At 62.3% G+C, this 20,124-nt stretch carries 17 protein-coding genes; 13 read left to right on the top strand and 4 right to left on the bottom strand.

Features of this window, described 5'->3' with window-relative positions:
- Positions 1 to 35: 35 nt before the first annotated feature.
- From J3361_RS21375 to J3361_RS21345, 7 genes are all read left to right on the top strand, one after another.
- Positions 36 to 1,550 (top strand): TolC family protein, encoded by a 1,515-nt coding sequence (locus J3361_RS21375; protein ID WP_207966203.1) that lies wholly within the window; start codon positions 36 to 38, stop codon positions 1,548 to 1,550.
- A gap of 12 nt (positions 1,551 to 1,562) precedes the next feature.
- Positions 1,563 to 2,351, top strand: coding sequence for an aspartyl/asparaginyl beta-hydroxylase domain-containing protein (locus J3361_RS21370; protein WP_207966202.1), 789 nt, complete (start codon positions 1,563 to 1,565; stop codon positions 2,349 to 2,351).
- On the top strand, positions 2,339 to 3,280 hold the full coding sequence (locus tag J3361_RS21365; RefSeq protein WP_207966201.1) for a sulfotransferase family protein: 942 nt from the start codon (positions 2,339 to 2,341) through the stop codon (positions 3,278 to 3,280). The genes J3361_RS21370 and J3361_RS21365 overlap by 13 nt, the downstream gene beginning before the upstream one ends.
- A 200-nt stretch (positions 3,281 to 3,480) precedes the next feature.
- Positions 3,481 to 3,726, top strand: coding sequence for a DUF2789 domain-containing protein (locus J3361_RS21360; RefSeq protein WP_207966200.1), 246 nt, complete (start codon positions 3,481 to 3,483; stop codon positions 3,724 to 3,726).
- A gap of 209 nt (positions 3,727 to 3,935) precedes the next feature.
- Positions 3,936 to 4,517 carry an alpha/beta hydrolase gene (locus tag J3361_RS21355; RefSeq protein WP_207966199.1) on the top strand — a complete coding sequence of 194 codons (582 nt, stop codon included), beginning with the start codon at positions 3,936 to 3,938 and terminating at the stop codon, positions 4,515 to 4,517.
- 46 nt (positions 4,518 to 4,563) lie between these two features.
- Positions 4,564 to 5,499, top strand: coding sequence for a sigma 54-interacting transcriptional regulator (locus J3361_RS21350; RefSeq protein ID WP_207966198.1), 936 nt, complete (start codon positions 4,564 to 4,566; stop codon positions 5,497 to 5,499).
- A 282-nt stretch (positions 5,500 to 5,781) separates the two neighbouring features.
- Positions 5,782 to 6,564: a MetQ/NlpA family ABC transporter substrate-binding protein gene (locus J3361_RS21345; protein WP_207966197.1), complete on the top strand. Its 783-nt coding sequence runs from the start codon at positions 5,782 to 5,784 to the stop codon at positions 6,562 to 6,564.
- Between the two features lie 505 nt (positions 6,565 to 7,069).
- Here J3361_RS21345 and J3361_RS21340 read toward each other — a convergent pair.
- Positions 7,070 to 8,230: an AAA family ATPase gene (locus J3361_RS21340; RefSeq protein WP_207966196.1), complete on the bottom strand. Its 1,161-nt coding sequence runs from the start codon at positions 8,228 to 8,230 to the stop codon at positions 7,070 to 7,072.
- Between the two features lie 123 nt (positions 8,231 to 8,353).
- Between J3361_RS21340 and J3361_RS21335 the strand changes: the two genes are divergently transcribed.
- Genes J3361_RS21335 through J3361_RS21325 form a run of 3 tightly spaced genes read left to right on the top strand, consistent with a single transcriptional unit; the run spans position 8,354 to position 13,562 of the window.
- Positions 8,354 to 9,457, top strand: coding sequence for an efflux RND transporter periplasmic adaptor subunit (locus tag J3361_RS21335; RefSeq protein WP_207966195.1), 1,104 nt, complete (start codon positions 8,354 to 8,356; stop codon positions 9,455 to 9,457).
- Positions 9,454 to 10,518, top strand: a complete 1,065-nt coding sequence (locus J3361_RS21330; protein ID WP_207966194.1) for an efflux RND transporter periplasmic adaptor subunit — start codon at positions 9,454 to 9,456, stop codon at positions 10,516 to 10,518. The genes J3361_RS21335 and J3361_RS21330 overlap by 4 nt, the downstream gene beginning before the upstream one ends.
- Complete coding sequence (locus J3361_RS21325; RefSeq protein WP_207966193.1) at positions 10,515 to 13,562, top strand: efflux RND transporter permease subunit; 3,048 nt, start codon at positions 10,515 to 10,517, stop codon at positions 13,560 to 13,562. The genes J3361_RS21330 and J3361_RS21325 overlap by 4 nt, the downstream gene beginning before the upstream one ends.
- A 156-nt stretch (positions 13,563 to 13,718) precedes the next feature.
- On the opposite strand, the gene J3361_RS21320 is transcribed toward J3361_RS21325, so the two are convergent.
- Complete coding sequence (locus J3361_RS21320; RefSeq protein WP_207966192.1) at positions 13,719 to 15,938, bottom strand: heavy metal translocating P-type ATPase; 2,220 nt, start codon at positions 15,936 to 15,938, stop codon at positions 13,719 to 13,721.
- A gap of 85 nt (positions 15,939 to 16,023) precedes the next feature.
- Between J3361_RS21320 and cadR the strand changes: the two genes are divergently transcribed.
- Positions 16,024 to 16,470: a Cd(II)/Pb(II)-responsive transcriptional regulator gene (gene cadR / locus J3361_RS21315; protein WP_003196623.1), complete on the top strand. Its 447-nt coding sequence runs from the start codon at positions 16,024 to 16,026 to the stop codon at positions 16,468 to 16,470.
- Positions 16,471 to 16,665: 195 nt separating this feature from the next.
- Positions 16,666 to 17,292 (top strand): class I SAM-dependent methyltransferase, encoded by a 627-nt coding sequence (locus tag J3361_RS21310; RefSeq protein WP_207966191.1) that lies wholly within the window; start codon positions 16,666 to 16,668, stop codon positions 17,290 to 17,292.
- A 195-nt stretch (positions 17,293 to 17,487) separates the two neighbouring features.
- Here the strand turns inward: J3361_RS21310 and J3361_RS21305 are convergent, their stop codons facing one another.
- On the bottom strand, positions 17,488 to 18,054 hold the full coding sequence (locus J3361_RS21305) for a transporter substrate-binding domain-containing protein (protein ID WP_207966190.1): 567 nt from the start codon (positions 18,052 to 18,054) through the stop codon (positions 17,488 to 17,490).
- Between the two features lie 133 nt (positions 18,055 to 18,187).
- Between J3361_RS21305 and J3361_RS21300 the strand changes: the two genes are divergently transcribed.
- On the top strand, positions 18,188 to 18,613 hold the full coding sequence (locus J3361_RS21300; RefSeq protein ID WP_207966189.1) for a DUF4399 domain-containing protein: 426 nt from the start codon (positions 18,188 to 18,190) through the stop codon (positions 18,611 to 18,613).
- Between the two features lie 197 nt (positions 18,614 to 18,810).
- Here the strand turns inward: J3361_RS21300 and serA are convergent, their stop codons facing one another.
- Positions 18,811 to 20,040, bottom strand: coding sequence for a phosphoglycerate dehydrogenase (gene serA, locus J3361_RS21295; protein ID WP_207966188.1), 1,230 nt, complete (start codon positions 20,038 to 20,040; stop codon positions 18,811 to 18,813).
- Positions 20,041 to 20,124: the final 84 nt, after the last annotated feature.

Genomic DNA, 20,124 nt, shown 5'->3' with positions numbered 1-20,124 from the left:
AAAAAATATTGGGGCAGCCAGGGGCAATCCAGGGAATGAATAGAAGTCAGAAGTTATTCGGTATGAGTGTGCTGGCGTTGGTGGTGAGTGGCTGTGCAGTCACCAGCGATCCGATCGAGCGTAGCGTCAGCGAACAGCGCGCTCGAACCGACCTGCAGAACATGTACAAGGATCAGGAGCCGCTGAGCGGCCCCCTGACCCTGCACCAGGCCATGGCCCGGGCGGTGAAGTACAACCTCGAAGGTCGCTTGAAGATCATGGAGGAAGCCCTGGCCAAGCGTCAGCTGGACCTGGCCAGTTTCGACATGCTGCCGCGCATGGCCCTGGACGCCGGGTATGTGGGCCGTAACAACGTCAGTGCCTCCAGCAGCCAGAGCGTGGAAACCGGTACCCAGTCCCTCGAACCGTCGACCTCCCAGGACCGTGACCGTGAGGTGGCGGACCTGACCATGGTCTGGAACGTGCTCGATTTCGGCGTGAGCTACATCAGCGCCAAGCAAGCCGGGGACCAGCGGCTGATCGTGCAGGAACGTCGGCGCAAGGTGATCAACACCATCGTCCAGGACGTGCGTTCGGCCTACTGGCGCGCCATGGCCGCCGAGCGCCTGCTCAAGCAGATCGACAGCCTGATGGCCCGGGTCGAGGCGGCACGTGACAACAGCCAGAGCATGAGCGAACAGCGCATCGGCGACCCGGTGCAAGCCTTGGGTTACCAGCGTTCGCTGATCCAGGCCACCCGCCAACTGGAAGAGCAACGCCGGGCGCTGTCCCTTGCCAAGACTGAATTGGCGACGCTGATCAACTTGCCCTTGGGCACCGAACTGACCCTGGCGACCCAGGATGAATACACCATCCCGGAACTCAAGGTCGACCTGGCCCGTCTCGAACAGGAAGCGCTGGCCAGCCGTCCGGAACTGCGCGAGCAGGATTACCAGACCCGCATCACCGCCGCCGAAACCCGCAAGGCCATGTTGCGCCTGCTGCCGGGGCTGGAGTTTTCCGCCGGTGGGCATTACGACAGCAACTCGTTTTTGGTGGAGCAGGGCTGGGCCGACTATGGCGTGAAAGTCACCTGGAACCTGTTCAACGTGATCTCCGCCCCGGCGGCCATCGACGTGGCCAAGGCCGGTGAAGAAGTGGCGTCGGCGCGCCGCCAGGCGATGTCGATTGCCGTGCTGGCGCAGCTGTACGTGGCCAATGCCAACTATCGCGAAGCGATGCGCCAGTTCAAGACCAGCCAGCAACTGGCGGACATCGACGGGCAGATTGTCGGTCAATTGCGCAGCCGTCACCAAGCCGCCGGCATTGGCGAGTTGGACCTGATCCAGGGTGAACTGAACACCTTGCAGGCCGACCTGCGTCGGGACTTGGCTTACGCCGACCTGCGCAACGCCTACGGGCAGATCTTCGCCAGCGCCGGCCTCGACCCGCTGCCGAACGAAGTGCAATCGACCGAAGTCCAGTCGATTGCCACGGCGCTGGCCAACCGCGAAGCGGCCTGGGCCCAGGGTGATATCACGCTGCCGAAGCCTGCCACGGTGACGCAATAACCGGGCGCAGCCATGAAGGCGCGCCCGGCGTTCTCCCGACTGCCAGTGGCGGTGAATTTGCCGTTGCTGTTGCAGGCACTGGCGGCCGTTGAAAACGCGTGCTGGCAGGGGCACTTCAACAGTGCCTATCACAGCGGCGACTGGAGCGGCGTGGCGCTGATTTCGGCGGCCGATGCCATCACCGAACTGTCGCCCGGACGCGGTCAGCCCGTGCATCGCGCGCCTTGGACAGCGGACATTCGCTGGCATGAGGCGTTGCGAGATTGGCCGCTGGAGATCGTCTCGGCCCGGTTGCTGCGGCTCGGGCCCGGTGGGTGCATCCACGAACATCGCGACTATGACCTGGGCGGGCCGGACGCTGATCTGCGTTTGCACGTTCCGCTGCTCAGCCCACCTGACGTGGATTTTTTCCTGGATGGCCAAATCATTCCGATGACGGCGGGCGAGTGCTGGTTTCTCGACCTGGCGCGGCCTCATCGCGTTGTGAATCGAAGCGCTCAGTCGCGGGTTCACCTGGTGCTCGATTGTCGCCCCGGGCCGTGGCTGGTCCAGCAGATCGCCGATGGTTTATCCACCACCCCCGCCGCCAGCATCAGGCAAAGCGACTTCGCCCTTTTTCAACAACGCGTGGAAGCCGATCCAGACCTCGCCCGCACCTTGCAGAGCCTGCCTGACCTCGACGTTTTCATTGAATCGGCGCTGGCGCTGGGAGCCGAACGAGGGCTTCATTTCACCCGGGAAGAACTGCGTACTGCCATGCGCAACGGCCGCCAGCAGTGGAGAGAACAGTGGAAGACCTGAACCTGCACGGTTGGCTGCCGATCCGCGTATGGCAAGAGGCCGGGCAGTGGCGGGTCGATTGGTGCTGGTTCGGCGACATGCGACTGTCTCAGCCGTTCTTTGGAGATGCGGTGGAAGACGCCCTGCGCCTGCCCTTCAACCAGGCGTTCCGCCGCCAGACTCCCTTGGCCGCGCTCGGTCAATGGCAACGACAAACTTTGGGACTTGCGCCCAGCGCGTTCATTTTCCACGCTTCCCGTTGTGGCTCGACCTTGATCAGCCAGATGCTCGCCCAATTGGATGACCATATCGTCATCTCGGAACCGCCGCCCCTGGATACGCTGCTGCGCAGTGATCTGCCGCCCGCCGAACGGTGTATGGCGCTCAAGGGCTTGATGTCGGCTTATGGGCAGCGCCGCCGAGGCGTGGAGCAACGGCTGGTGGTCAAGCTCGATGCGTGGAACATCGGTGAGCTGCCACTGTTGCGTGAGTGCTTTCCCGACACGCCCTGGTTGTTCGTGTACCGCGACCCCTTGGAAATCTCTGTCTCTCACCTGCGCCGTCCCGGCATGCACATGGTGCCGGGTATGATCGGGACGAGTGTTCTGGACGATGGACTGCCATTCAGCAGCCGGGAGGATTTCATCTCGCGTCGGGTGGGACGGTTGTTGGCGACGGGTTTGGAACACTGCCAGGCGTTGTCTGGAGTGGCGCTCAACTACACCGAACTGCCCGAGGCAATGACAGGCAGGCTGGCGACGTTTTTCGGTCTCGATGATCAGCAGCGCAAGCAAGTATTCGCGACGGTGGGGCAGCACGCCAAGCAGCCGGCGCAGGCGTTTGTTGGCGATACCGAGGACAAGCGCCGGGAGGCTTCGACGCTGTTGCGTGAGCGGGTCATGCGCTGGGCGCAGGGGCCTTACGAGGCGTTGAAGTCACTACCTCGGTAGCGGGATCAAACCCCGCTTTCGTGGCGAGGGAGCTTGCTCCCGCTCGGTTGCGCAGCAACCGCAAAAATCGTGGGACCACTTCGCCCGAAGCGTCGCACCGGCCCGGCGCGAGCAAGCTCCCTCGCCACGGTGTGCTCGGCTCCGAGGGACTAGACTGCAGGAATAGAACCCTGCCATCCATTCATGCTCAGGAGTCCCGCATGGAAACCCCGATCCATACGCTTCCCGCCTTGTTCAAACAACTCGGCCTGCCGGACGATGCCGTCAGCATCGATCAATTCATTGCCAGCCATTCTCCCCTTAAACCCGACCTGCACCTGTCCGATGCCTTCTTCTGGAGCGAGGGCCAGCGGCAGTTGCTGCGCGACGAAATACTCGAGGATGCGGACTGGGCGGTGGTGGTGGATCAGCTGGATGTGCTGTTGCGAAAGGGCCGCAGTGAGTGATGCACGAACCTGTGGGAGCGGGCTTGCTCGCGAATGCGTCGTGTCAGGCAACATCAGCGTCAACTGACCCACCGCTTTCGCGAGCAAGCCCGCTCCCACAGAGATACACGATTATTCTTTATGGTTATTAACAAATACCTTCTTATTCCTTAAATAATGTAACTCTCCTCCCTATACTCGTCCGGGAACAGACACGCAGGAGAGCACCCATGCGCAACGAATCGATTCGCTACCTGATTGTGCCGGGCTGGCAAGGATCGCCGGAAAATCATTGGCAAACCCACTGGCAGAACAGCCTGCCCAACAGCGCCAGGGTCGAGCAGGCCGACTGGGTTACGCCCCGGCGTGAAGACTGGGTTGCGGCGCTGGCCGAGGCCGTGGCCGCCGACAGCACGCCAGTGATCCTGATTGCCCATAGCCTTGGCTGCATCACCGTAGCCCATTGGGCAGCCACCGCGCCGGTGCAGTACCTGCGGCAGGTGCGTGGGGCATTGCTGGTGGCGCCGGCGGATGTCGAGCGGCCGGCCTGCGTCCCGGCGCTGCGCAACTTCGCGCCGATTCCCAATGATCTGCTGCCGTTCCCAAGCCAAGTGGTCAGCTCCGACAACGACGCCGCCGTCAGCGCCCCACGCGCCTTGGAACTGGCGCGCAACTGGGGCGCCGAGGCCGGGATCCTGGCGGGGGCGGGGCATATCAATGTGAAGTCTGGCCACCAGCGTTGGGAGCAGGGTTTCGCTTATCTCTACCGTCTGCAAAACCGCATGGAGCATCACGCCCTGCGCCGCGCCTGAATTTTAGCGCCCTCCGTCTCCCGGCGGTCTGGGGCGGGAGCCTGCCATGAGTTTGCATGAAACCTTCGGTCAGCCCTTGCTGACCTTTCCCGATGCGGAAAAAAGCCCCCTGAGCATTCGCGCCAAGGCGCTGGTGTTCGTCGATCCCCGTTCACGGCAGTTGCGCCAGGAATTGGAGCAACTGGCGCCCCGGGCGATTTCGGTGCTGATACGCGGCGAAACCGGTAGCGGCAAGGAACTGCTGGCCCGGCATATCCATCGCGAAAGCGAGCGCGGCGGATTGTTTGTGTCGGTCAACTGCGGCGCCATCAGCCCGACCTACGCCGACGCCGAACTGTTCGGCTATGCCGCCGGCAGCTACAGCGGCTCCGCCAGCAGCCGGGCCGGTTGGTTCGGTTCGGCCAACGGCGGCACCCTTTACCTGGATGAAATCGGCGATTTGCCGCTGCCGATCCAGATCAAGCTGCTGGCGGCCCTGGAAAACCATGAAGTCACCCGTGTCGGCGCCCATCAGCCCAGTCCGGTGGATGTCCGCCTGGTCGCGGCCACCAGCATCGACCTGGCGCAAGCGGTGGCGGCGGGAAAATTCCATGAACGGCTCTATCACTATCTGGGCGAAGGCCGGCTCGAACTGCCGGCCCTGCGCGAACGGGTGGGGGATATCCTGTCCCTGGCCGAATATTTCCTGGGCATCTACAGCCAGCGACTCGGCCTGGCCGTGCCGCTGATCAGTGAAGCCGCGCAGCAAGCCCTTGAGCGGCACAGTTGGCCGGGCAATACCCGCGAACTGGAGAACGTCATTCACTTCGCGTTGTTGGTGAGCACGGGGGATGAAATTTTGCCGGAGCATTTGAATCTGCCGTCCCAACCATCGGCCCTGGAGCTGATCGATCAGCAAGTGGCGCAGGTCATTGCCCTGGGTTCGGACGCCGAGCTTACAGCCCTCAAGGCGTTGCTCAATCAATTGGGCCAAACGCTCTAGACCGGGACTTATTCAACTGTGGCGAGGGAGCTTGCTCCCGCTGGGCCGCGCAGCGGACCCAAGCTTTCTTGCGGTCGCTGCGCAACCGAGCGGGAGCAAGCTCCCTCGCCACAAAAGCGTCGTCTTGTATATGAATAATATGAATATGAACTTGAATAAAAGATATTGTTAAGGAATAAAAAATATCGGTATTGTCCGCATCACGCCAGCGATAGCACTTCACTGGCACACCCACATTTAGCCGTCGTCCATGACGACCGTGATTTTCGATAAGGACACTGCATGAAAAAGGTTCTGTTGTTCACCGCATTGGCGGCAGCCCTGGCCTCGGGCCTAGCCCAGGCCGCAGAGAAACTGGTCGTGGCCGCCACGCCAGTACCCCACGCGGAAATTCTCGAGCTGATCAAGCCGGCCCTGGCTAAAGAAGGCGTGGATTTGCAGATCAAGGTTTTCACCGACTACGTCCAACCCAACGTACAAGTCGACCAGAAACGCCTGGACGCCAACTACTTCCAGACCTTGCCTTACCTCAAGAGCTTCAACGAAGGCAAAGGCACTCACCTGGTGACGGTCATCGGCGTGCACGTCGAACCGTTTGGCGGCTACTCGAAAAAGGTCAAGAGCCTGGCTGAGCTGAAGGACGGCGCAACCATCGCCATCCCTAACGAAGGCAGCAACAGCGGCCGTGCGCTGATCCTGCTGCAGAAGGCTGGCCTGATCACACTCAAGGATCCGAAAAACGCCCTGGCGACGCCGAAGGACATTGCCGAGAACCCTAAGAACTTCAAGTTCAAGGAACTGGAGTCGGCCATGCTGCCGCGTGTGTTGGATCAGGTCGACCTGGACATGATCAACACCAATTACGCCTTGGAAGCAGGTCTTAACCCAGCCAAGGACGCCTTGGTGATCGAAGGTTCGGACTCGCCTTACGTGAACTTCCTGGTGGCCCGTCCGGACAACAAGGACAGCCCGGCCATCCAGAAACTGGCCAAGGCCCTGACCAGCCCTGAAGTGAAGGCGTTCATCGAGAAGAAATACAGCGGCGCGGTACTGCCGGCGTTCTGATTCGCGCGGTAGACCCTTTTGCGGTTTCAAACGCCGACGGCTGATACAGCGTCGGCGTTTTTTTTACGCTCGAAAGATTGCTTGGGTAGGGGACAGGATTACCTGTGGCGAGGGAGCTTGCTCCCGCTCGGCTGCGCAGCAGTCGCAAAACCTGCTATCGCGGTCTACCTGAAGACTGTCGGGGGCCTGCTACGCAGGCCAGCGGGAGCAAGCTCCCTCGCCACAAGATCAAACGCGCAAATCAGCCCACCCTGGTCTTCAACGCCCGGCGCAACGCCACCAATAATTTCACTATTTCCTGCGGTTCCAGTCGCTGCGGCACTTTTACGTCAGCCATGTTCTTCTTCCTTGTAAGGGTGAGGGAGATGACAAAAATTCTCCCTGCGGCGCAAGGAAAATAGTCGTCTTTAGCCTGCGCGGCAAATCCAGTGGCGAGAAAGCATGAGCTCAACACCGGCCCATTGTGGGAGCGAGCCTGCTCGCGATTCGGTTTGTCAGGCGCCACTCAATCCGGCCAATGCCACGCCGGTTCATCCAACGCCCGTTGCCCGACAATCCCGGTCTGTCCAAGGTCTTTCTCCAGCACAATGCAATTGCACTGCTCATCCTGTTCCAGGGCGGCGATCAGGCGCGTGGCATGGGACACCACCCAGACCTGGCAATTGGCCGAGGCACGGATGATCAACCGCGCCAGGGCCGGCAACAGGTCCGGGTGCAGGCTGGTTTCCGGTTCGTTGAGCACCATCAGCGAGGGCGGCCTGGGGGTGAGCAGGGCGGCCACCAACAACAGATAGCGCAAGGTCCCGTCCGACAGTTCGGCGGCGGTCAGTGGCCGCAGCAAACCATGTTGCTGGAACGCGATGGCAAAACGTCCGCCTTGCAGTTTCTCGATGTCCAGGCGGGCCCCGGGGAACGCGTCGCCGATGGCCGCGTGCAGGGCTTCGTCGTCACCGATTTCAAGAATGGTCTGCAGCGCCGCGGCCAAGTCGCGCCCATCGTGATGCAGCACCGGCGTGCGGGTGCCCAGTTGCGGTTGGCGCACCGGGGCGTCGGCGTCGCTACGAAAATGATCGTAGAAGCGCCAGCGACGAATGAACTCGCGCATTTGCAGGACCTCCGGCGAAGTGCGCAGGCTGCCGACCTGGTCGAACAGGCTGTCGAAGGTCGGCGTGTGCTGGGCCAGTACATCCCATGAACGGCCTTCGCGGGCACGGATCATCGGCCCGTTGCGGTCCACCAGCAGGCTGGCCGGCCGAAACACCGGGCCGGCCCAAATGCATTCGCGCTTGATTTCCGGGTCCAGTGAAAATGCCGAACGACTGGGCTCCGGCAAGCCCAGGGCGATGCAATAGCTGAAGTCTTCGCCGGCGAACCCCAGGCGCAGGCGCTTGGCGCCCTGGCGCGCAACTGCCTGGACCGGCACCTCGCCGTTACGCATGCGGCGACTGATTTCCTCTGGCCCGGCCCAGAAGGTCGAGTCCAGTCCGCCTTCACGGGCCAGGGCGTTGACCACCCCGCCCTGGGCCGTCTCGGCCAGCAGGCGCAGGGCGCGGTACAGATTGGATTTGCCACTGCCGTTGGGACCGGTGATCAGGTTCAGTCGGCCCAGGGGGATGACCAGTTTATTGATCGATCGATAGTTGGCCACCGCCAATGTCTTGAGCATGCAGATTTCCTTTGCATGGGCGTCGGGAACAAGTCTGCCCGATTGCTGTGCTTTGAGTGAACCCTGTTCTAAGCTCACAGTCGTATCGTCACTGGTACGTCCGTACAACGCAAAGGAGTCTGCATGGCTGGTCCCGGAATCAAATTGATTGTTGGCTTGGGCGTGTGTGCGTTGTTGGCGGGGTGCGGTGACAAGAAGCCCGAAGAAAAGGCCCTGCCACGGGTTTTCGTGCAGCAGGCCGTGCCCAGCGAATACGCGGCCTCGGTGACCCTGACCGGCGATGTCCAGGCCCGGGTGCAGGCCGACCTGTCGTTTCGCGTGGGTGGCAAGATCATCGAGCGCAAGGTGGATGTCGGCGACCGGGTCTCGGCCCGGCAAGTGCTGGCCCGGCTCGATCCCCGGGACCTGCAGACCAACGTCGACTCCGCCGAGGCCCAGGTGGCCGCCGAGCAGGCGCGGGTCAAGCAGAGCGCGGCGGCGTTCGTGCGCCAACAGAAACTCCTGCCCAAGGGCTACACCAGCCAGAGCGAATACGACGCGGCCCAGGCCCAACTGCGCAGCAGCCAGAGTGCACTGACCGCCGCCCAGGCCCAATTGGCCAATGCCCGTGAGCAACTGAGCTACACCGCGTTGATTGCCGAAGCGCCGGGCATCATCACTGCGCGCCAGGCGGAAGTCGGCCAAGTGGTGCAGGCCACGGAGCCGATCTTCAGCCTGGCCCGGGATGGTGAACGCGACGCGGTGTTCAACATCTACGAGTCACTGTTGAGCGAACCGCCGTCTGACCCTGCGATCACCATCAGCCTGTTGGATAACCCCACCATCAAGACCACCGGCACGGTGCGTGAGATCACCCCGGCGGTGTCCGCCCAGACCGGCACCGTGCAGGTCAAGGTGACCCTCGATGACTTGCCCGAAGGCATGCGCCTGGGGTCGGTGGTCAGCGCCACGGCCAAGTCCGCCGGCAAGACCGCCTTCGAGTTGCCGTGGTCGGCCCTGACCAAGAACCTCAGTGAGCCGGCCGTGTGGCGGGTGGACGGCGAAGGCAAGGCGCAGTTGCAGACGGTGACCGTCGGCCGCTACCTGACCGGCAAGGTCATCATCAGCGAAGGCCTCAAGGGGGGAGAGAAAATCGTCACCGCAGGCGGTCAGTTGCTGCACCCCGGCGTACGTGTCGAGATCGCTGAAAACACTTATGAAAAAACCAAACCGGGAGCCCAGCCATGAAGCGTGTGTGGATGGTCTCGGCCGGTCTGTTGCTGGCGGCCTGCTCCAAGGAGGAAGCGCCACCTGAGCCGGTGCGTCCGGTGTTGTCCGTTGAAGTCCGGGCCCTCGACCAGCAGGCCCTCGGGCGGTTCGCCGGGAATATTCAGGCGCGTTACGAGAGCAACGTCGGTTTCCGCGTGCCCGGACGCATTGCCAGCCGCAACGTCGATGTTGGCGCCGAAGTGAAGAAGGGCGACCTGCTCGCCACGCTCGATCCCACCGACCAGCAGAACCAGTTGCGTGCCGCCCAGGGCGATCTGGCGCGGATCGAGGCGCAGTACATCAATGCCCAGGCCAATGCCCGTCGCCAGCAGCAACTGTTCGACCGTGGCGTCGGCGCCCAGGCGCAACTGGACATCGCCCAGACCGACCTGAAAACCACCGGGGCGTCCCTTGAACAGGCCCGGGCTTCGGTGGAACAGGCCCGCGACCAACTCAACTACAGCCAATTGCACACGGACCACGACGCCGTCGTCACCGCCTGGAACGCCGAAGCCGGGCAGGTGGTCACCGCCGGCCAGCAAGTGGTGACCCTGGCCCGCCCGGACATCAAGGAAGCGGTGATCGACCTGCCGGCCGGGCTGGTCGAACGATTGCCCACGGACGTGGTGTTCGAAGTCGCCGCGCAATTGGACCCGAGCATCCACACCAGTGCCATCGTCCGTGAGATCGAACCCCAGGCCCAGAGCGCGACCCGCACCCGTCGCGCGCGCCTCACGCTGACCGACACACCGCCGGGTTTTCGCCTGGGCACGGCCATCAGCGTGACCCTGAGCTCGACCATCGAACCGCGCATCGAGCTGCCGCTCAGCGCGCTGCAAGAAATCGACGGCAAAGCCCGCATCTGGCTGGTCGACCCGCACACCCAGACCGTCTCACCCCGTGACGTGCAGATCCTGGAACGTTCGGCCAACTCGGTGCTGGTGGCCAACGGCATCAAGGCCGGCGACCGCGTGGTCAGTGCCGGCGTGCACAGTCTCCAGCCAGGACAGAAAGTGAAACTCGACGAGGACGCACGATGAAAGGGCCTTTCAACTTATCCGAATGGGCCCTGCGGCATCAGTCGTTCGTCTGGTACCTGATGTTCGTGGCGCTGTTGATGGGCGTGTTTTCGTACATGAACCTGGGTCGCGAGGAAGACCCCTCGTTCACCATCAAGACGATGATCATCCAGACCCGCTGGCCGGGCGCGACCCAGGAAGAAACCCTCAGGCAGGTCACCGACCGCATCGAGAAGAAACTCGAAGAGCTTGACTCCCTCGACTATGTAAAAAGCTACACCCGACCAGGGGAGTCGACGGTGTTCGTGTACTTGCGCGATACCACCGGGGCCAAGGAAATCCCCGAGATCTGGTACCAGGTGCGCAAGAAGATCAACGACATTCGTGGCGACTTCCCCGAAGGCTTGCAAGGGCCTGGGTTCAACGACGAATTCGGCGATGTCTACGGTTCGGTGTACGCCTTCACCGGCGACGGCCTGTCGATGCGCCAATTGCGCGACTACGTGGAACAGGTGCGCGCCGAGATCCGTGACGTACCGGGCCTGGGCAAGGTCGAGATGGTGGGCGAGCAGGACGAAGTGCTGTACCTGAACTTCTCCACGCGCAAGCTCGCCGCCCTGGGCATCGACCAGCGCCAGGTGGTGCAGAGCCTGCAATCGCAGAATGCCGTGACCCCGGCCGGGGTGATCGATGCCGGGCCGGAGCGGATTTCCGTGCGCACGTCCGGGCAGTTCCAGTCGGAAAAAGACCTGGCCAACGTCAACCTGCGGCTCAATGACCGGTTCTATCGACTGGCCGACATCGCCGACATCCGTCGCGGCTACGTCGACCCCGCCACGCCGATGTTCCGTTTCAACGGCACACCGGCCATCGGCCTCGCCATTGCAATGAAAAAGGGCGGCAACATTCAGGATTTCGGCAAGGCGCTGCATGCGCGCATGACCGAATTGACCGCCGACCTGCCAGTGGGTGTTGGCGTGCACACCGTGTCGGACCAGGCCGAGGTGGTGGAAGAGGCGGTCGGCGGCTTTACCAGTGCGTTGTTCGAGGCGGTGATCATTGTACTGGTCGTCAGCTTTATCAGCCTGGGCGTACGGGCCGGGCTGGTGGTGGCCTGTTCGATTCCGCTGGTGCTGGCGATGGTCTTCCTGTTCATGGAATACAGCGGCATCACCATGCAGCGGATTTCCCTCGGCGCGTTGATCATCGCCCTCGGCCTGCTGGTGGATGACGCGATGATCACCGTGGAGATGATGGTCACGCGCCTGGAAAAAGGCGACAGCAAGGAACAGGCCGCGACCTTCGCCTACACCTCGACGGCGTTTCCCATGCTCACCGGGACCCTGGTGACCGTGGCCGGTTTCGTGCCCATCGGCTTGAACGCCAGCTCCGCCGGTGAATACACCTTCACCCTGTTCGCGGTCATCGCCGTGGCGATGTTGGTATCGTGGATCGTCGCGGTGTTGTTCGCGCCGGTGATCGGCGTGCACATCCTCAGCGCCAACGTCAAACCCCACAGCGCCGAGCCGGGGCGGATCGGCCGGGCATTCAACGGCGGCCTGTTGTGGGCGATGCGCAATCGCTGGTGGGCCATCGGTATCACTGTGCTGCTGTTCGTGCTGGCGGTGTTTTGCATGCGTTTCGTGCAGAACCAGTTCTTCCCGTCCTCGGACCGTCCGGAAATCCTGGTGGACCTCAACCTGCCGCAAAACGCTTCGATGGAAGAGACCCGCAAAGCCGTGGACCGCCTGGAAGCGACCCTCAAGGACGATCCGGACATCGCGCGTTGGAGCACCTACATCGGCGAAGGCGCGATTCGTTTCTACCTGCCCCTGGACCAGCAACTGCAGAACCCGTACTACGCGCAACTGGTGATCGTCAGCAAAGGCCTGGAGTCGCGCACGGCGTTGACCGAACGCCTGCAAAAGCGTCTGCGTGAGGATTTCGTCGGGATTGGCAGCTATGTCCAGGCCTTGGAAATGGGCCCGCCGGTGGGCCGGCCGATTCAGTACCGGGTCAGTGGCAAGGACATCGACCTAGTGCGAAAGCACGCGATCGAACTGGCCACCGAGTTGGACAAGAACTCGCACATTGGCGAAATTATCTACGACTGGAACGAGCCGGGCAAAGTGCTGCGCATCGACATTGCCCAGGACAAGGCGCGGCAATTGGGCTTGTCTTCCGATGACGTGGCCAGGCTGATGAACAGCATTGTCAGCGGCTCGCCGGTGACCCAGGTCAACGACGATATTTATTTGATCAACGTGGTTGGCCGTGCCGAAGATGCCGAGCGCGGCTCGCCGGAAACCCTGCAGAACCTGCAAATCGTCACCCCGAGCGGCACCTCGATTCCGTTGCTGGCGTTTGCCACGGTGCGTTATGAGTTGGAGCAGCCGCTGGTGTGGCGTCGGGACCGCAAGCCGACCATCACCATCAAGGCCGCGGTGCGCGACGAGATCCAGCCCACCGACCTGGTCAAGCAGTTGCAACCGGACATCGACAAGTTCGCCGCCGGCCTGCCGGTGGGCTACAAGGTCGCCACGGGCGGTACGGTGGAGGAGAGCAGCAAGGCCCAGGGGCCGATTGCCAGCGTCGTGCCGCTGATGCTGTTCCTGATGGCGACCTTCCTGATGATCCAACTGCACAGCGTGCAGAAGCTGTTTCTGGTGGCGAGCGTCGCCCCCCTGGGGCTGATTGGCGTGGTGCTGGCGCTGGTGCCGACGGGCACGCCCATGGGCTTCGTGGCGATTCTCGGGATCCTCGCGCTGATCGGCATCATCATCCGTAACTCGGTGATCCTGGTGACCCAGATCGATGAATACGAACGTGACGGCTACGAACCCTGGGACGCAGTGGTGGAGGCCACCGAACACCGCCGCCGGCCGATTCTGCTCACGGCGGCCGCGGCGAGCCTGGGGATGATCCCGATTGCCCGGGAAGTGTTCTGGGGGCCGATGGCCTACGCGATGATCGGCGGGATCATCATCGCCACGTTGCTGACGCTGCTGTTCCTGCCGGCGCTGTATGTGGCCTGGTACAAGATCCGCGAGCCGAAGCGTGATTGAGTTGGCGTTGAATCATCAGGGCTGCTGTGCAGCCCATCGCGAGCAGGCTCGCTCCCACAGGGATCTTCAGCGCACACCTATTCTGTGAGCACCAGAGGCCCCCTGTGGGAGCGAGCCTGCTCGCGATGAGGCCAGCCCAGTCACCCTGGCCTTTACTTACTTGCGCAACAACCGCAACCCATTGAACACCACCAGCAAACTCACCCCCATATCGGCAAACACCGCCATCCACATGGTGGCGAACCCGGCGAAGGTGATGCCGAGAAAGATGGCCTTGATCACCAGTGCCAGGACAATGTTCTGTTTCAGGATGCTGGACGTCTGCCGCGACAGGCGAATGAACGCTGGAATCTTGCGCAGGTCATCGTCCATCAAGGCGACGTCGGCGGTCTCGATAGCCGTGTCGGTGCCGGCCGCCGCCATGGCGAAACCGACTTCCGAACGGGCCAGGGCCGGGGCGTCGTTGATGCCGTCGCCGACCATGCCGACCCGGTGACCCTGGGTATACAGCGCTTCGATGGCTTGCAGCTTGTCTTCTGGCAACAAGTCGCCCCGCGCCTGATCCATACCCACTTGCGCGGCAATCGCTTCGGCGGTGTGGGCGTTGTCGCCGGTGAGCATCAGGGTCTTGATGCCCAGTTCATGCAGTTGCCGGATGGCCTCGCGGCTGGAGTCCTTCACGGTGTCGGCGACGGCAAACAACGCCAAGGGGCCTGTAGCGTCGAGCAGCAGCACCACGGACTTGCCTTGTTTTTCCAGGGCGAAGAGTTTTTCTTCCAGTTCGGGAGAGCACAGGCCGAGGTCTTCCACCAAGCGGTGGTTGCCCAAGTGATAGGTCCGGCCGTCGATGTCGCCGCGCACGCCGCGCCCGGCCAGCGCCGCGAAGTTATCCACAGCCTGCTGCACCACTTGCTTATCCACCGCCGCGTTGGCAATCGCCCGGGACACCGGGTGGTCGGAGCGGGCGGCGAGGCTGGCGGCCAGGGCCGGGGCTGTGCTTTCCAGAGTAGGGTCCAAGGCCACATAGTCGGTTTGCACCGGTTTGCCGTGGGTGATCGTGCCGGTCTTGTCCAACGCCAGATAGTCGAGCTTGTAGCCACCCTCCAGGTAGACGCCGCCCTTGACCAGGATGCCTTTGCGCGCGGCGGCGGCGAGGCCGCTGACGATGGTCACAGGGGTGGAAATCACCAGCGCGCACGGGCAAGCGACCACCAGCAGCACCAGGGCCCGGTAGATCCAGTCGAACCACAATGCGCCCATGAACAGCGGTGGAATGATCGCCACCGCCAGGGCCAGGGCAAACACCGCCGGGGTATAGATCGTCGAGAAGCGGTCGACGAAGCGCTGGGTCGGCGCCCGGGAGCCTTGGGCCTGTTCGACGGCGTGGATGATTCGCGCCAGGGTCGATTGATCGGCCGCCGCCGTCACCTGATATTCCAGTTCGCCAGCCTGGTTGATGGTGCCGGCGAACACCTTGTCACCGGCGATTTTTTCCACCGGCAGGCTTTCACCGGTAATCGGTGCCTGGTCGACGGTCGAGCGTCCGGCGATCACCTCACCGTCCAGGCCGACGCGTTCGCCGGGCCGCACCCGCACCCGCGCGCCGAGGGCAATGGCCTTGACCTCCTGAACCTGCCAGCTGCCATCGGCCTGCTGCACGGTGGCCTGTTCCGGGGCCATCTGCATCAGGCCGCTGATGGCGTTGCGCGCCCGATCCAGGGATTTGGCTTCGATCAGTTCGGCCACGGTGAACAGGAACATCACCATTGCCGCTTCCGGCCATTGGCCAATCAACACGGCGCCGGTCACAGCGATGCTCATCAGCGCGTTGATGTTCAGGTTGCGGTTCTTCAGGGCGATCCAGCCCTTCTTGTAGGTACCCAGGCCGCCGCTGAGGATCGACACCAACGCCACCAGCGCGACCACCCAGTTTGGCGCGGCATTGGTGAAGTGGATTACCTCGGCGCCCAGGGCCGTCACGCCGGACAGCGCCAACGGCCACCAGGGCTTGGCCGGGGCGGGCAGGTCGTGGCTTTGCGGTTTCTCGCCCGCGGTCAGCGGGTCGGCCTGCATGCCTAAGGACTCGATGGCCTTGATGATCGGCGCGTCGCTGGGCAGGTCGTGGGTCACGCCCAGCACGCGGTTGATCAGGTTGAATTCCAGTCGCTGCACGCCTTCGAGCTTGCCGAGCTTGTTCTGGATCAGCGTCTGTTCGGTGGGGCAGTCCATGGCTTCGATGCGAAAACTGCTCAGGCGCGCGCCGTCCGTCGGCGTTTTGCCGAGATTGACCACCGCCGGCGCCGCTTTCGAGGCGCAGCAGGACTGCCCGTGGCCGTGGTTGTGGTCGGTTTTGTGGATGTGAAGGGAATCGCTCATCGGTAACGTCCATGAAAAGTGCCTGTTGCGCAGTAAAGACCCTGTAGCCACTATAGGGTCAAGCACCTATTTGGGAGGTCGCACCATGAAGATCGGAGAACTGGCGAAAATCACCGACTGCCAGGTCGAAACCATCCGCTACTACGAGCGCGAAGGCTTGCTGCCTGAACCGGCCCGCAGCGACGGCAACTACCGTGTCTACACCCAGGCCCACGCCGAGCGGCTGACCTTCATCCGCAACTGCCGCACCCTGGACATGACCCTGGAAGAAATCCGCAGCCTCCTGGCCCTGCGCGACAGCCCTCAGGACCAATGCGAAAGCGTCAACGCGCTGATCGACGAACACATCCAGCACGTCAAGGCCCGCATCGATGGCTTGTTGGCCCTGCAGACGCAACTGATCGACCTGCGCCATCGCTGTGGCGAAGGACCGGATTTGGATCAATGCGGGATCTTGCAGCGGTTGGAGGTGAGCGGGGCGGTGGCGCCGGAGGTGGAGCATTCGCATGTGGGCAGAAGTCATGGGCATTGAGCCCTTGCCACAATTCCAATACACAAAGCCCCTTATGGACGAGCCTGTGGGAGCACAGCTTGCTCGCGATAGCCGTGTTCCATCCAGCATGGATGCCCGCTGGACGACCGCAATCGCGAGCAAGCTGCGCTCCCACAGGCAGGTCCGCGGGCTTGCGGTATAGTCGGCTGAAACTCCTCACCCAAGCCCGCGATCATGAAACACACCACCGAAGACCTGCACGCCATCACTGCCACGACCCTGGGCCATTACAATGCCGTGGCGGAGAGCTTCCGCGAAGGCACCCGCGACCATGATGTCAGCCAGAACATCGACGCCTTGCTGCGCCATATCCAGGGCCAGGCACCGCTGCACATCCTGGATTTGGGCTGCGGCCCGGGGCGCGACTTGCGCACATTCACGGCCATGGGCCATGTCGCGGTCGGCCTCGACGGCTCAGAAGAGTTTGCCCGGATGGCGCGCCAGGACAGCGGCTGCGAGGTGTGGCAACAAGACTTCCTGGCGCTCGACCTGCCGGCCGAGCGCTTTGACGGAATTTTCGCCAACGCGGTGCTGTTTCATGTCCCTGTTCAGGAACTGCCGCGGGTGCTCAAGCAATTGCACGCCACGCTCAAGCCCGGCGGCGTGCTGTTCAGCTCCAACCCTCGGGGCGAAAACCAGGAAGGCTGGAACGGCCAGCGCTTCGGCGCCTACCACGACCTCGCGGGCTGGCGCACGCTGCTTGGCGAAGCCGGCTTCGTGGAACTGGAGCATTACTACCGACCAGCGGGACTGCCGCGGGAGCAGCAGCCTTGGTTGGCGAGTGTCTGGCGCAGGCCTTGAAGGCAAACCCACCCGAACCGGATGGACACTGGCCCCTGTGGCGAGGGAGCTTGCTCCCGCTGGGCCGCGAAGCGGCCCCAATCCGGATGATGTGATTTTTCCAGGCAGACGGCGTCATCGGCTTTACGACGGCTGCGCCGCCGAGCGAAAGCAGACTCCTTCGCCACAAGAGTTGCGCTTGATTCAAGGTTTTCCTCAGTCCTGCTTAACCAACCACTTCTGCGACAACTGCTCCAGCCTCCCATCATCCTTGATCCGCGCCAGGGCATTATCCAGGCTGGCCTTGAACGCCGGGTTGCCCTTCTGGAACGGAATCACCAGGCTCGGCGGCGGGCCGCTCTTTTCTTCCGGCTGGAACGACTGCGCCATGACCAACGGACGCTGCGGCTCCTCCTTGCTCGCCAGCAGTTGCGCATCCGGGCGGCTATAAGCCGTACTGAGGTCGAAACGTTCCGCCAGTTCCGGGGTCATTGCTATGTGGTTGATGGCAACGTCGTACTTGCCACTCTCCACACCGGGCAGCAGATCCGCGGCATCGGTGACCACGAAGTCGGGGCGCACATCGAGTTCGGCCGCGAGCATTTCACCCAGCTCCACTTCGAAACCGGTGAGCTTGCCGTCTTCCTTGAAGTTGAAGGGCGCGGTGTTGGCCTCGAGAGCAATGCGCAGCTCGCCACGGTCATTGATGTCGTCGATCAGTTCGGCATGAGCCAGGGGACTCAAAAGGGGTAGCAGGCAAATCAGGCCAGGCAGAAAGCGCATGGTCACTCCTTTGTATTTATACAAGCGACGCTCGTTTCAGGCTCGCTTTGCTATGGTTGTTGCAGGCTTCGACAACGATTGGTCATGAAGTTGTGATGGCCAGGCGGATTTCATGAAAAAACTGGAGAAAAAAATGAAAAGCTTTATGTCTCGTGCCGCGTTGGCCGGTCTGTTATTGGGCGCTTCGATGCTGGCAAGTGCCGCGACGCCGGCGCCCAAAGGTGCAGAAGTGTTCATCGTTTCCCCGGAAGACGGCGCCACGGTCGCCCAGGAATTCAAGGTCAAGTTCGGCGTCAAGGACATCGCCCTGGCCCCGGCCGGCGATATAACCAAGAATACCGGCCACCATCATTTGCTGATCGATGTCGACAAGCTGCCGGCCGAAGGCGCGCCGATTCCGACCGACGCCAACCACATGCACTTCGGCAAGGCGCAAACCGAGGCCACCATCAAACTGGCGCCGGGCAAGCACACCTTGCAACTGATCCTGGGCGACAGCGGCCACATGCCGTTCGATCCGTCGATCGTGTCCGAGAAAATCACTGTCAACGTGAAGTAACACAACACCGGCTGACACAACGCAGATTCTTGTGGGAGCGGGCTTGCTCGCGAAGGCGGTGTATCAGCCAGCAATATATCCACTGACACACCGCCTTCGCGAGCAAGCCCGCTCCCACAGGGGTTTGATGGGGTGTCAGATAAAAAAAACGGGAGCCCTTTTGGGGCTCCCGTTTTTTTATTGCACGCCAGATCTGCTTAGAACAACACGCGGCAACGAATCGTGCCATTGATGTGCTGCAGCTTCTCTTGCGCCAGGTCCGAGTATTCGGCGTCGACGTCGATCACGACGTAGCCGACTTTCTCGTTGGTCTGCAGGAACTGACCGGAAATGTTGATGCCGTTTTCGGCGAAGACCTTGTTGATCTCGCTCATCACGCCCGGGATGTTCTCGTGGATGTGCAGCAGGCGGTGCTTGCCAGGGTGCGCCGGCAGGGCCACTTCCGGGAAGTTCACCGACGATACCGACGTACCGTTGTCGCTGTACTTGACCAGTTTCTCCGCCACTTCCAGGCCGATGTTGGCTTGGGCTTCAGCGGTGGAACCGCCGATGTGCGGGGTCAGGATCACGTTGTCCAGGCCACGCAGCGGGCTTTCGAAGATGTCATCGTTGGAGCGTGGCTCCACCGGGAACACGTCGATGGCGGCGCCGATCAGGTGCTTGTCCTTGATCGCGTCGGCCAGGGCGTCGAGCTTGACCACGGTGCCACGCGCGGCGTTGATCAGGATCCCGCCCTTCTTGATGGCACGGATTTCCTTCTCGCCGATCATCCACTGGGTGGCAGCGGTTTCCGGCACATGCAGGGTCACGATGTCGGACATGCCCAACAACTCGTGCAAGTCGTTGACCTGGGTGGCGTTGCCCAGGGGCAGCTTGGTCACGGTGTCGTAGAAGAACACCTGCATGCCAAGGCCTTCAGCCAGTACCGACAACTGCGTGCCGATCGAACCGTAGCCGATGATACCCAGCTTCTTGCCACGGATTTCGAAGGAGTTGGCCGCGCTCTTGATCCAGCCGCCACGGTGGCAGGAAGCGTTCTTCTCAGGGATGCCGCGCAGCAGCAGGATCGCTTCGGCCAGCACCAGTTCGGCCACGGAACGGGTGTTGGAGTACGGCGCGTTGAACACCGCGATACCGCGCTCGCGCGCCGCGTTGAGGTCAACCTGGTTGGTGCCGATGCAGAAGCAGCCGACCGCGACCAGTTTCTTGGCGTGGTCGAAGATCTCTTCGGTCAGTTGAGTACGGGAGCGAATACCGATGAAGTGAGCATCGGCGATCTTTTCCTTGAGCTGGGCTTCCGGCAGAGAACTGGTGATGTACTCGATGCTGGTGTAGCCCGCCGACTTGAGGACGTCGACAGCCGATTGGTGGACGCCTTCGAGAAGAAGGAACTTGATCTTGCTCTTATCGAGAGAAGTCTTGCTCATCTGCGTAAACCTGTGTCCCGGAGAAAAATGGCAGGGAATCGGACAGCGCATGCTGGCCCGACCGGCGTGACAGCCGTCGCCGCA

Origin of the sequence: Pseudomonas sp. OA65 (genome assembly GCF_017498305.1) — a bacterium.
Classification (GTDB): Bacteria; Pseudomonadota; Gammaproteobacteria; order Pseudomonadales; family Pseudomonadaceae; genus Aquipseudomonas; species Aquipseudomonas zanjanensis.
This window is presented reverse-complemented; position numbering and strand designations above follow the sequence as displayed.